The following is a 12,978-nucleotide window of genomic DNA, read 5'->3' on the forward strand; positions in this document are numbered from 1 at the left end:
CATGGGGGCACGGAACGGAACGGAGGGGACGCCCGTCCAACCCAGGACGTCCCACTCGCCCCACGGGCAACACCGCGCGGGCCGGCCGACTCCGGGCGAAAGGAGTGTCCGCGATGGCGTTCCCCACCCCGCGCGACCTGACGAACGGCACGGGGGCAACCCAGGTGCCGGCCGAGCTGGCCGGGCTGCTGCGCGCCCAACTCACCGCCGTCGCCGACCAGGTGGAGGAGGAGGTCCGCCGCCAGGTCCCCGAGTACGCCCAGCCGCCCGACGGGCCGTACGGCAGAAACCTGAGGGCCGGGGTGGTGCAGGCGCTCACCCTGTTCGTGGACCACATCGCCGACCCGCGCGACGACGGGGAGTCGATCGCCGCGACGTACTACGCCCTGGGGCGCGGTGTGGCCCGGGAGGGCCGCAGCCTGGACGTGCTCCAGTCCGCCCTGCGCGTGGGCGGCATGCACGCCTGGCGCTGCATGGGCCGCACCGCGGAGACACTCGGGCTGGACTCGACCGTCGTGGCCGCGCTGGGCGAACTGGCGTTCCAGACGGTGCACGAGGTCGCCGAGGCCGCGGCGGCGGGCTACTCGGAAGGCCAGCTGCGCAGCACCGACGAGCTGGAGCGGCGCCGCCGGCGGCTGCTCGAACTGCTGCTGGGTGAGGGCCCGGTGGCGCCGGAGGCGGTGCAGAAGCTGGCGCACGGCGCGCGGTGGACGGTGCCCCGGCACGTCGCCGTCGTGGTGCTCGCCGGCGCCCCCGACCGGCGCGAGGAGGACCGGCCGCTGGCCTCGTCGGGGGCGCTGGTGGACATGGAGTCCCGGCCGCCCCGCATGCTGGTGCCCGATCCCGACGGCTCCGGTAGATGGGCGGGCCGCAGCTTCACCCTCGCGTTACGCGGGCGTCCGGCCGCGATCGGTCCGACGGTGCCGCTCGGCGAGGCGGCGCAGTCGCTGCGCTGGGCCACCCGGGCTCTCGGGCTGATGGGGCGCGGCATCCTCCCCCGGCAGGACGTGGTGCGCTGCGCCGACCATCTGTCGACGCTGCTGCTCCACGCCGACGAGCCGCTGCTCGGCCAGTTGGGGGCCCGCGCCCTCGCCCCGCTCGAGACGGTGTCGGCGGGGCAGCGCGCACGGCTCAGCGAGACGCTGCTGGCCTGGCTGCTCAGCGGCAGCAACGTCCCGGACGTCGCCGGCCGACTGCACGTCCATCCGCAGACGGTCCGCTACCGTCTGCGCCAGCTGGAGAAGCTGTTCGGCGACGCCCTGCACGATCCGGACGCCCGCCTGGAGATGATCCTGGCGCTGCGCGCGGAATCCACGCAACCGCGACCGAACTGATTTCCGGCACTCATCCCGCAATAAAAAATCGCACCGCTTCCATAATCGCGTCCATAACACCCTTTCAGGCATCACGAATACGTTGAGGAAGTCCCCTTTCGCAGGCGCATCCCGCGCCCCCCATCGCGGAGGATTCCATGCGTATCCGTGTATGCCTGGCCGCGCTCTCGCTGCTCGGCGGAGCCGGCGTCATCACCCTCACCGCACCCGCGGCCTCGGCCGCGGCCTGCACGGACATCGACGTCGTCGCGGCCCGCGGCACGTTCGAGCCGGGCACGCTCGGCCTCATCGTCGGCGACCCCGTGTATTCCGCGCTGCAAAAGAAAATCACCGGAAAGACCCTCTCCAGCTACAAGGTGAACTATCCGGCGGACCTCTCCCTGACGTCTGCCGCACAGGGCAACGCGGATCTGGTGAATCACGTCAGGCAACAGGCCGCCTCCTGTCCGAACCAGCGTTTCGTCCTCGTCGGCTATTCGCAGGGCGCGAACGTCGTCGACAACTCCATCGGCATCAGCAGCGAGGGCGCGGTGGTCGGCAGTCCCATCGTCGCCACCCTGCCGAACGCGGTCGAGCCGAAGGTCGCCGCCGTGCTGCTGTTCGGCAATCCGATCCGGGCCCTCGGCAAGAGCGTCACCGGCGTCTACCAGAGCCGCACGATCGACTTCTGCGCCACGGGCGACCCCGTCTGCGAGAACGGCGGGAACGACGTCGGGGCGCATCTGGGCTACACGGCGAACGCCGACGCGGCGGCCTCGTTCGCGGCGGGCAGGGTCTGAGCCTGACGGAGCGAGAAGGGGCCCGGGAGGTGTTACTCCTCCCGGGCCCCACGTCTGGTTCTCGGGCGGTCAGTTCAGGGTGTCGGCGAACCGGGCGAGCCCGCTGGAGACGACCTCTGGGCGCCCGTCGTTCTGTACGGGCGCGGCGGTCAGTACGTCGAGGTGCTGATAGCCGGGGGCGATGACCGGGTGCAGGTCGTCCGGAACGCGACCCGCGAGCAGTCCGTCGCCCGCGAGGACGGTGAGGGTGGGGTGGGCGGAGAGCCCTTCGGGATGCACGACGAGCTTCTTCACCTGCGGGGAGCCGGCGAGTTCGAGGTCGGTGACGAGCTTGGTGGGGAAGTACTGCTCGGTGAAGTCGAGCGGCTGCTCGGCCAGGCTGCGGGCCAGTTCGCGGAGATCGGTGACCTCCTTGCCGGCGGCGGTGAACGGGGTGCCGTCGGCCGACCGGTACCCGGGGTCGTCGGCGGCGCCGACACGGTCGTAATTCCGCCATGTGTACAGCGGCCCGTGCGGGCGGTCCGGGATCGCCTTGTAGTCGATGCCGAACAGCCCGGGCTGCTGCGAACTCCCGTTGGCTACAGGGAAGTTCTTGTCGGCGACCGGTCCTCCGTCGAAGAATCCGACGCTGCTCTGGAGGAACGCCAGAGGCACGGAGTTGTCGTCGAGCAGGGCGCCGAGCACGGCCGCGTTGGTGAGCCGGAAGTCCTTCACGCCGGGTGAGCCGGTGAGGAAGGTGGGGGTGTCCTTGGAGAACAGGAAGCGGTTGGTGGCCTCGATGTTGAGGTTGGCGGGGAGGTAGCGGGGCAGGTCCGCCTCGGCTCCGGGGGCGTTCAGGGCGCCGAGGCCCGCGATGGCGAGGAGGGTCATGGTCTCGGGGTTGAGCAGCACCGGGGCGGACAGGGCACGGGGCAGCACGCCGCTGTCGAGGCCGGCCTGTACGACGCCGTAGCCGAGGCCCGCATCGGGGAGGTCGGTGTCGTCGGGAATGCTGCCGCTGAGGTCGGCCAGCGAGGTGGAGACGGTGGTGTCGAGGGCGAAGTAGCCCGCGCACTGGCGGTGTCCGGCGTCGGCCGTGGTGGCCGGGTTCCCGTCGAAGTCGGCGGTGGCGAAGTAGCCGGTGACGACGCCGCCGAGCGAGTGCCCGCCGCACAGCACCTTGCGTTCGCGCACGCTCTGGTCGGGCAGTTCGGCGGCGAGCAGGTCGTACTCGTCCCGGACGGTCTGCTCGATGCCGAGCCGCGCCATCCACCCCAGCTGCCCGTTGTCGGCGTACCCGTCGAAGGTACGACCTTCGACGGCCGCACCCCGGTAGTAGTAGTCGACCGCCGTGTGCTGGTCGCCGGAGGCGATGCCGGTGCGGTCCTCCAGACAGTTGGAACGCCGGTCCAGGGCCCAGAACTCGATGTGCCGGCCGCGGGCGGCGGCGGCCGTCACCACGTTCCGGGCGACACTGTCGAACGCCCCCGCCCCCTCCAGGATGCCCGGCTGGGCGACCAGGATCCGGTCGGCGTCGGCCGCCGCGGCCGGCCCGTCGGCGGCGCGGTACCGCAGATACGACAGCCAGTCGCACGCGACCGGCCGCGGCCCCGCCGACTCCGGCAACGGCACCTTCACCCGCACGACCGTCTCCTGCACCCCGGCGACCGGGGACGTCGACACCACCGGGGTCTCGGTCCGCGCCCCGTCCGCATGGGCACCGGGTGCCGCCGCGGTCAGCGTCCCGGCGGCCAACAACACAGCGAGCACGGCGTTGCGCCACGCTCCACTCCTTCTGCTGTCCATGTCCATGCCACGGACGCTAGGGACTCGGACAGGCCGGCCTCAGGAGGTGCTGACGGGAACTCAGTTTTACGTCACCCGCTTGTCACCACGGCACAGGGCACCCCGGGTGGGCCGACGCCTAGGACTCCTCGGCGGACGGGGCCGCCAGGCCGAGGATCCAGGCGCTCCAGGTCATGTCGGCGCGTACGTCGGGGAGTTCGAGCAGCAGGGTGACCGTCAGCACCAGGCCGGTCGCAAAGAAGGTGCGTACCTGGAGCATGTCCGCGCCCGACAACCGGGCGACCAGGTGCTGGAGTTGGAGGTGGCGGCGCCCCACCGCCTCGCGTACGGCCTCGTCGGCCCCGGCGGCGTAGCCCTGCATCACGACCATGCCGACGGTGCGTTGGCTCCGGAGCAGACGGCCGTAGGCGTCACCGAGGGCGACGAGCGTCGGTTCGGCGTTCTCGAAGGTCGCCTCGATCCTGTCGAACGCCGCGTGGACGACTTCCAGGAACAGGTTCCGCTTGGAGCCGAACATCTGCACGACACGCGGGTGCGAGACCCCCACGCGCGCGGCGATGGCCTCCAGACGCGCCCCCGCGAGCCCGTTCGCGGCGAACTCGGCGTCCGCCGCTTCGAGGATCTCCGCGCGCCGCTGGGCGGCAGGCTTGCGGGGTGCGACGGACCCCGTCACGCTCCGGCCGCCTCGCCCTTGATCTGCTTCACCACGAAGCTGTTGTCGTACAGGCACCGATAGGCCGTGATCAGCCCGTCCTCCCCCAGCTCCAGGCGGTCGTCGCCGTGGAACTCGACACGCCGCCCGGTACCCGCGTGCGTACCCGAGAACCGCCACGCGACCAGCACCGCACGCCGGGTCACTTCCCCGTACAACCCCGTGCGCGTGAACGAGTAGTCCGGGAACGACTGGGCCATCCCCGCCACGAAACCCCGGATGGAGTCCGGCCCGTACACCGTCCTCCCCAGCGCCGGTTCGTCGTAGACGAGGTCCTGCGCGCACATCGCCGCCACGGCGTCACCGTCATGCGTGTTCCACGCCTGCTCCCATCGGGCGCAGAACTCCTCCACGGCGTCGGTGTCGGAGGCCGCCGGGTCGATCACGTTCGTCGTCATGCTTCTAACTTACAAGTTAGTAAGAAGACGCGACAAGGACTTGGCGGCGCCTGTCGGCGGCTCGATGCCTCAGGTCAGGTCGAGGTCCGCTTGCAGCAGGTCGTGGTCCGAGTACGCGGTGGGGTGGACCTCGTGCCGGAGGGAGGTGACATCGCGCAGGAAGACATAGTCGAACTTGCTGTGCCAGTCGGTCGTCGTGTCGCAGGCGCCGGAGGCCGTGGGGCGGCACTGGGGGTCGGTGTCCTCGGCCAGGGCCCAGAGCGGGGCGAGTTCGGGGGTCTCCGGCGTGGCGTTGAAGTCGCCGACCACGATCGCGCGGTCGTACCGGGCCACGGCCTTGGCGAGCACGTCGGCCTGCTCGGCGCGGACCGACTCCTGGCGCCGCTGGGCGAAGTGCGTGTTGAAGACCCGGACCTGCCGGCCGTCCACCGTGGTGGTGACCGCCATGTACCCGCGGTCCTCGGAACCGCCGTCGGGATACTCCACGAGGACCGGGTCGGTCATCGGCGCCGCCGAGAGGATCGCCTGGCCGTAACCCCCGGGGTTCCATGGCACTCCCCCGCAACGGCCCCACTTCTGTAGCACCGTCCCGTACTCGACGTGGTACGTCAGCCCGTACAGACCCTGGAGATAGTCCCGGATCCTCGCCACATCACTCGCGCACGCTTCCTGCAACCCGATGACCTGGGGCGCGTACGTGGCGATCTCCGCCGCCCGGTCGACGTTGGCCTGCTTGCACGGGTTGCACATGTTCCACGTCATGACCCGGTTGGGCACCACGTCCGTGGCCGCGCCGACCGGCAGCGGTCTGCCGATGACCGCGCCTCTCGGCGCGCTGGAGCCGAGGAGCAGCACGCCGACCGCGATCACCGCTCCCGCACACCACCGCGCGCCCCGTCCGAACACCTATGCCTCCCCGAGCTGGTTACGCACGTACGAGGCTATGCGAAGGACCTGTCGGCAACCTGTCGCCGATCCGCTCAGCCGACGAGGTCGGTCGGCTCCAGGAGTCTCCGGTCTTCCGCGAGCTCCGCCGCGCCCTTGTCCGCCAGGGCGTTGACGGCCGTGTTGAAGCGCTCCATGGAGGTGGGGTGGTCCGGGCCCAGGACGTACTCCTTGAGGGTGCGGCGCTCCGGCGCCATCGGGTCGTTCAGCGGCTCGCGCACCGAGCGGAGGATGTCCGGGAGCCGGGTGCAGTCCCGGTCGAGGAGATAGGCGCCGCCCGCGGTGGTGTAGGCGGCCCGGAACTCCTCGTCGGGCAGGTCGTGGGCGTTGGTGAGGACGTAGGGCTTGAGGCTGGCGACGAAGTCGGCGACCACGGAGGAGACATCGCTGACGAGCATGTCCGCCTGGTTGAAGCACTCGTACAGCGTGGGCAGTTGCTCAAGGATCACGTGGTGGCGGAGTTCGCCGTGGCTCTCCCAGAACAGGCGGTGCCACTCGGCGTGCAGGGTGTGCCACTCGGCCGCGTCGTCATGCTCGGGCAGGCGCGCCTCACGGGTCCGCTGGGCGTCGTCGCCGCGCTGGCGTCCGGCCAACTCGTCGAGCCTGGTCCGGAGTTGCGTCAGCCGCGGGCGGACGGCGGCGAGGTCGGCCAGCGCCGGAGCGGCCCGGCGGAGTTCGTTGTCGGCGTGCAGCAGCTCGCGGATGGCGCGGTCGGCCTCAGCCGCCTCGGCCGAGCGCTTGCCGGTGAGCGGATGCGGCTTGTAGATGACCCGAACGTCCTCGGCCAGCAGCTTCTCGACCAGTCGGACGCCCATCGGGATGAGAGACGTGTGGCAGTCGTCGTCGCTCCACCCCTCCCAGGTGGGGGCGTACATGACCACCGGACGACGGCCGGGCACGCGGTCGGCGTGGAACTGGATCGGCGCCAGCTGCGGACGGCCCACCTCGACGATCGCCGCGTCGCTGATGGCGTGCCGCACCCGCCGGTACCGGTCGCGCCCGGCCCGGCCGGCCACCCAGATCTCGTCGTACACCTTGCTGACCCGGTTGCTGCTGGCCAGCTTGTCGCTGTCGCCGTGCCCGATGAAGACGTGCTTGGCCTCCGCGATGCGCAACATGTGGACGTTCTTGCCGGCGTTGCCGGGATAGAGGACGACGCGGACGCCGGACAGGTCCAGTTCGGCCAGATCGTCGGCCTTGGGGACGCACAGGACGGGCAGTCGGGTGCGGCCGAGGTAACGGAACGAGGCCCGCTCGCGCAGGATGATCAGCGGGCGCCGGTCGAGCCGCTCCAGCGTCTCGATCCACATGTTCACCTGGTACATGAAGTCACGGGACACGGCGGCGAAGCTGAAGTAGAGCGCCACCTCGGGCCCGTACGCCGCGAGTTGACGATTGACCTCGGCGAACACGTCCTCCCGCACCGGCATGTGCCGCGCCCGCAGGTACTGCCCCGCCAGCGCCAGCACCGCCACCGCGGTGATGCCGAGGGTGAGCGCGAAGCCGGCGTACGCCCACTGGCGGGTTCCCGTGGCCAGCGCCACCAGAAAGCCGACGTGCGCCGGGAGGTCGAGGTGCAGCAGCTTGCGCAGGAAGCGCCGGAACAGGACGGCCGGCGGCTGCTGCGGAAGCGGCAACCCGCTCATGTCCAGGTTGCGCACCACCAACGGCAGCACCCGCCGGCGCCGGACCGCGTGATGCAGCGCGGTGTACAGCATCACCAGCGCGAAGTGGACGCTGAACACGGCGAGCGCGGATACCAGCAGCGCGTCCGACGCGCCCATCCGTTCGGCCAGCGCCAGCAGCATCACCGTACGGACGGCGAACCGCAGGGTGCGGTCCAGCTGAAGCGTCGCCAGCCGGCGCACGAACCCCGGCGCCCGGACGTGCAACACCTCGTCGGCGGCGTAACTCACCATCGACGCCACCGCGAAGCCCCCCAGCCACGGCAGCAGCGCGAAGACCGGCAGCGCCACGAAACCGGCTGCCAGCAACAGGACAAGACAAAGGTCAGTGGCCCCGCGCACGCGCAGCGCACCACACAACTGACGGACCATCATGGACAAGGTTCCCCCCACGGAACTGAGCACGGTGCGGTAACACCGTTGGTCGCCAGTTCGACCCGGGGAAGCCCTGCATGGTTGTGCACCCGGAGATCACAAAATGTTCAGCTTCGGTTCATGAGGGATTCAGGGACACCGCTCGGCGGCGAGGTCTCAGGCGGGGCGGACGGCTCCCCTGATCGCGGTCTGGCCGGCGAAGAACACCGACTCCTCACGGACGGGCGTCCCCGGCCCCGGGGCGTGGATCATCATGCCGTTCCCGGTCCAGATGCCCACATGGCTGAGGTCGTCGTGGAAGAAGACCAGGTCCCCCGGCTGTACGTCCGCGAGGGTGACCGGCATCCCCGCTCCGGCCTGCGCCTGGACGGTCCGCGGGAGCGTCACCCCGGCCACCTTCCAGGCGGCCTGGGAGAGACCGGGGGCGTCGAAGGATCCCGGCCCTGCCGCTCCCCAGACACAGGGCCGGCCGATCTGCGCCCGGGCGAAGTCGATCACCCGCTCGGCCTTGGTGCTGCGGGCGACGTCCGCCGGCGGTGGTGCGGGGCGATCGAACGCGGCGGGGGTGACGGGGGGTTCGAGGGGCGTGGGAGCGAAGCTCACGGCCGGGGCGGGGGTCGCGACCTCAGAGGTCGGATAGGCGGGCGGCGCCGTGAACGTCGGCACAGAGGGCGCCGACGCGAAGGCTGCGGGCATAGCGGCCGTTGCCGCAACGGCTGCCGACTCATAGGCCGTCGGTACAGAGGGCGTCAGTTCGGACGGCATCAGTTCGAACGGCGTCAGTTCAGGGGGCATCGGCAGTGCGGCCTCATAGGTCGCCGGCGTCGCGTCGATCGGCCACTCGGCGGTGTACGAAGGGGCCGGGTCGGCCGCCCCGCCCCTGAGATACGGGGCGATCCCCGCCGTTGCCGGTCCGGTGCCGAACAGCGCGCCGTCGTTCGCGGGGGGACTCACCTCGTAGGAACCGAGGACGGAGTCCTGAACGGTCGGCAACACGGCGGTGGGCTCCGGGACGTGCGCCATGGCGGGCTCGGGCAGCGGCCACCGCGTCGCACCACCGTCAAGGACCGGCTGCGAACCCGTGCCCCACGTCGCACCACCGTCAAGGACCGGCTGCGGGCCCGTGCCCCACGTCCCCGCGTCCGGCCGGGGCTCGGCGGCAGGCGCCGGACCGGCCGTCAACTCCCTTACCGGCGCGGCGGGAAGCTCCGGAACCGTCGCCTTGGGTGCCCTGGGCGCCTCAAGGGCGAGGGGTTCCGCCGGACGTTCCGCGGGGCGGGCGGGCCGGGGTGCGCGGGCCGCGGGGGCCGGCCGGGTCGACGGCCCGCGCCCTGCGGTCCGCGGCGCCGCGACGGTCGGGCCCAACTTGGCCCGGGCCGCGTCGAACCACTGTCGGGTCAGGTCCGAGAGCGCGGGCTCCACACTGTCCTGGGAGCCACGGCCGCCCCCGCCTCGCTGGCGCGGAATCGCCAGCGCGCGGGTCGCGTTGAAGGTGCCCGTGTCGCTCTCGGCCCGGTCGTAGAGGCTGTTGATCCGCCGGCGGACCTCGTCACGGCTCGGCGCCTCTCCCTCACCTGCTGACGGGACACCTGAGGACTGCGAGCGCAGGGGTTCCGGCGACATGAGACGGGCTCCTTCCGTACGAGAGCGCACGAGACGTCCTGTTGTTCGAAGTACGTCGTGCGGGCCAGGGTCAACCTAGCCAACTTGTGATCCTTTCGTGAAGATTGAAGGGTAAAATGCCCGATACGCTTCTGTGACCTTGGGCACGGCCGTGGCAGCGGGATCCCTTGCCACGCCTCACTGTTGGAGCAGCACCGCGACGAAGACGAGCAGCACCAGCGGCGCCGCGACCCAGGCCAGCGCGAGTGCCGCTCGCGGCGCCTTCCTGGTGAGCTTCTCCAGCGCCTGGTAGACCCCGGTCAGGATCAGCAACGCGACCGTGACGTGCAGCAGGAGCGCGAGGCTCACCCCCACGACCGCTCCGGCGATCCGGAACCGTCCCCACAGGAGCGCCGGCACCAGCGGGATCACGACCGCGCCCGACAGACCTCCGGCCAGCTCGACGAACCACCTGCGGTCGCCCATCCAGGGAAGTTCCGGCAGAAAGGCGGGCAGGGTGTCGAACAGGTCGAGGGTCGCCCAGACGCCGAGCACGGCGACGGCCACGACGGTGAGGGCCGCGGTCAGGCGGCAACGCCACGCGCGCGGCGTGGACCAGCCCGTGCCGCGGCCGTCGAGCATCGTCGCCGTCGCCACCGCCGACCACACCAGCCAACGCCGGATCAGCCCCGTGCCGGCGTCCGCCATCGCGTCGCGCAGGACGCGGTCGGCTTCCGCGCGCAGCACGACATGGTGGTCGGTCGAGACGTACGTCGGCTCGTCGGGCCAGTGGATCAGCCCGTCGTGCAGCAGCGTGGCCGGGAGGTGCTCCCCGGTCTTGGGCACCAGCCAGGTGAAGGAGGCGGGTACCGACGTCAGATCGGTGCGGAAGGTCCGCGTCTCCCGGGGTACCAGGAGTTCACCGAGGTGGCGGTCCCGGTAGGCGATACGCCGCCGCATCGCGAACTCCTCGCGGCCCTCCTCGATGACCCGGACCAGCTCGATGCGCGGGTCGCGGCCGGGGTCGGGCGGAAGCTCCGGCTGCCCTTCACCGGCGTCGACACCACCGTCGTAGAACCGCCGCGGCTGCGCGGGAATCGGCTCCTCCGCGGCCCGTCTCGTCGTTCGGCCTGGTCCCACCTCGGACGCAGACATACACGCCCCCTCTCGCCTGAGGTATTCGTACCCTCCTTTCTCTTCCGGCGATCGGCCCTCGCCATCCGTCCTCGTGACACACCGTCACCCGTGCGCCTTACGGCCGGTCGGCCGCCTCGCCGGTCGTGTCGGGCACGCACATCATGCGATGCGCCGGTACGACGGGTTCGCCGGGCAGAGGATCGAGTCCGCGCACCCGTACCGCCACGACGTCGATACCGACGTGGGATCGGCCGGGAAGCTTCGTCAGGCGCCAGCGGAAGGGCTCGGGAACGTCCTTGGCGGGCAGCTCCACCTCGGCGAGGCTGACCCATCGGTCGTAGTTGGTCGGGTAGACGCGGACGGGCATCGCGCACTGCGGACAGGTCGGCGGCTCGATCCAGGACGGGTCGTCGGGATCGGGCTCGGCTCTCGGTGCGGCGGTCGCCCCGTCGAGTCGCGCCATCTCGTTCGCGAGGATGTTCCAGCACCTCTCGCAGAGCCTGGCCATCAGATCGATCCGGCCGCGATCGCGCACGGTCTCGCCGATCGCCCCGCAGCGATGGCATAACCACCCTTGGTCCCTTGATACCCCCATGTGTTCGATAGTGAGTGAATACGACACGATTGCAGTAGAGGGCGATTCGGACGCGTCCGGTCGGTGGCCGCTCAGCCGCGCCCCACCGCCGCCGCGCTACCCCTTGGCGAGGCGACCGGTCACCGTGAGGGTGCCGTTCTCGGTGGAGCGTGCGACGGTGCCGGTGCGGAAGTAGCCGTCGGGGGTGACGGCGTGTGTGTTGTCGTCGGGGGCTCGGTAGTAGCCGCGCGGGGTGTGGGGCCCGCGGATGAGGAGTTCGCCGGGCGTCCCGGGTGGTACGTCCTTGTCGTCGGTGTCGACGATGCGGATCTCGTCGTCGGGCGAGAGGGGGCGGCCGTGGCCGGCGAGCGCCGCGTCGTCCGGGGCGGTCGGCGGGGTGAGGAGGAGCAGGCCTTCCGGCGTGGCGTAGAGCTGCTGCACGCGGCAGGACAGGCCGGTGCCCAGTCGGCGCGCGGTTCGTCGGTCCACGGGCGCGCCGCCCAGCTGGGCCAGTCGTAGGCTGGTCAAGTCGGCCTGGGTCTTGGGGAGTTCCTCCAGCCAGTGCCGGGCGACCGCGGGCACCACCGACGTGAAGGTGACCCGCTCCTGAGCGATGAGGGCGAGGCACTCGGCCGGGGTCTGGTTCTCGGCCAGGACGGCCGTGCCGCCGACGGAGAGCGTGCCGAGGATGCCGGGGCAGCCGAACGTGAGGGTGAACTCGGCGGGCAGCGCGGCGAGATACACGTCGTTCTCGGTGAGCGTGATCGACTCGGCGGCGGCCCGGACCTGGTAGGTGTAGTCGTCGTGGGTGCGCGGAATCAGCCGGGGCGTCTCGGTGGTCTCGGCGGCCAGGAGGAAGAAGGCCACCTGGCCGGCGCTCTGCGCGAGGGGGCGGTCGGGTGGGGCGTCCACGGAATCCAGCGGGAAGTAGTGGCAGCCCGACGGGTCGGTGGCGAGTCCGCCGTACGGGGAGGAGGTGCCCGGGGCCTCGTAGGTGAACACCCGCCGCAGGAAGGGCCATCGGGCCGCGATGCCCGCGGCCGTCGCCCGGTGGTCGACGCCCTCGTACATCGAGGGACCGACGTAGCCGGCGGCCTCGCTGACGTGGGCGGCATGGGCCACCTGGGACGCGCGGTACGACAGTGGGCAGAACACGGGGATCACTCCCGCACGCATCAGCGCGAACGCCGTGACGACGAGCTCGGGGACGTGCGGCAGCTGGACGACGACCCGTTGCCCGGGGCGCAGGCCACGCAGCCGGAAGCCTGCGGCCATGCGGTCGACACGCCGGTTCAGTCGCGCGTACGTGAGGCGGGTGTCGCCCTGTACGAGCGCGGTCCGGGGGCCGTGCTCCAGGGCCCAGCCGCGCAGCAGGTCGTCCAGCGTATGACCCCGCCAGTGCCCTGCCGCCCGGTAGCGGTCCACGAACACCTCGGGCCAGGGCGTGCAGCCGTCGAGCATGGAACTCCTTCGCGCTCTCGTGGGCAGGTGACCGGTCGGACCCGCCCATCGCCCAGAGGGCCAGGGCGAGCGCGGCCACTGACGGTCAGTCTTTCCGCACCACGCCGGCTCCTCGTACTGGCAGAACCCACGAAGATCCGCACCGCGCCCCGGTCACGTCCACCAACAACTCGCCCACCCGACAGGCGCCC

The 12,978-nt window shown here is 71.3% G+C and carries 11 protein-coding genes; 2 read left to right on the forward strand and 9 right to left on the reverse strand.

What is annotated here, in order from left to right; translation table 11 throughout:
- Positions 1-113 precede the first annotated feature (113 nt).
- Both OG866_RS02670 and OG866_RS02675 read left to right on the forward strand, forming a co-directional pair.
- Positions 114-1,334, forward strand: coding sequence for a helix-turn-helix domain-containing protein (locus tag OG866_RS02670; RefSeq protein ID WP_329331711.1), 1,221 nt, complete (start codon positions 114-116; stop codon positions 1,332-1,334).
- A 137-nt stretch (positions 1,335-1,471) separates the two neighbouring features.
- Positions 1,472-2,113: a cutinase family protein gene (locus OG866_RS02675; RefSeq protein WP_329331713.1), complete on the forward strand. Its 642-nt coding sequence runs from the start codon at positions 1,472-1,474 to the stop codon at positions 2,111-2,113.
- A gap of 69 nt (positions 2,114-2,182) precedes the next feature.
- On the opposite strand, the gene OG866_RS02680 is transcribed toward OG866_RS02675, so the two are convergent.
- The 9 genes from OG866_RS02680 to OG866_RS02720 form a co-directional block, all read right to left on the reverse strand.
- A complete protein-coding gene (locus OG866_RS02680) occupies positions 2,183-3,904 on the reverse strand; it encodes a hypothetical protein (protein ID WP_443063491.1) in 1,722 nt (573 codons plus the stop codon).
- Between the two features lie 112 nt (positions 3,905-4,016).
- Complete coding sequence (locus OG866_RS02685) at positions 4,017-4,571, reverse strand: TetR/AcrR family transcriptional regulator (RefSeq protein WP_329331715.1); 555 nt, start codon at positions 4,569-4,571, stop codon at positions 4,017-4,019.
- The gene (locus OG866_RS02690; RefSeq protein WP_329331716.1) at positions 4,568-5,008 is read right to left on the reverse strand and encodes an ester cyclase; all 441 of its coding nucleotides are present in this window, start codon (positions 5,006-5,008) and stop codon (positions 4,568-4,570) included. Before OG866_RS02690 ends, OG866_RS02685 begins: the two co-directional genes overlap by 4 nt.
- 69 nt (positions 5,009-5,077) lie before the next feature.
- The gene (locus tag OG866_RS02695; RefSeq protein WP_329331717.1) at positions 5,078-5,914 is read right to left on the reverse strand and encodes an endonuclease/exonuclease/phosphatase family protein; all 837 of its coding nucleotides are present in this window, start codon (positions 5,912-5,914) and stop codon (positions 5,078-5,080) included.
- 74 nt (positions 5,915-5,988) lie between these two features.
- On the reverse strand, positions 5,989-7,947 hold the full coding sequence (locus OG866_RS02700; protein WP_329331718.1) for a hypothetical protein: 1,959 nt from the start codon (positions 7,945-7,947) through the stop codon (positions 5,989-5,991).
- Positions 7,948-8,169: 222 nt separating this feature from the next.
- Positions 8,170-9,636, reverse strand: a complete 1,467-nt coding sequence (locus OG866_RS02705; protein ID WP_329331719.1) for a C40 family peptidase — start codon at positions 9,634-9,636, stop codon at positions 8,170-8,172.
- Between the two features lie 177 nt (positions 9,637-9,813).
- Positions 9,814-10,770: a DUF1353 domain-containing protein gene (locus OG866_RS02710; RefSeq protein ID WP_329331720.1), complete on the reverse strand. Its 957-nt coding sequence runs from the start codon at positions 10,768-10,770 to the stop codon at positions 9,814-9,816.
- A gap of 97 nt (positions 10,771-10,867) precedes the next feature.
- Positions 10,868-11,287 (reverse strand): DUF6083 domain-containing protein, encoded by a 420-nt coding sequence (locus OG866_RS02715; protein WP_329331721.1) that lies wholly within the window; start codon positions 11,285-11,287, stop codon positions 10,868-10,870.
- A gap of 156 nt (positions 11,288-11,443) precedes the next feature.
- Entirely contained in the window at positions 11,444-12,787 is a 1,344-nt protein-coding gene (locus tag OG866_RS02720) for an AMP-binding protein (protein WP_329331722.1), read from the reverse strand.
- Positions 12,788-12,978 lie beyond the last annotated feature (191 nt).

It is taken from the genome of Streptomyces sp. NBC_00663, assembly GCF_036226885.1.
GTDB lineage: Bacteria > Actinomycetota > Actinomycetes > Streptomycetales > Streptomycetaceae > Streptomyces.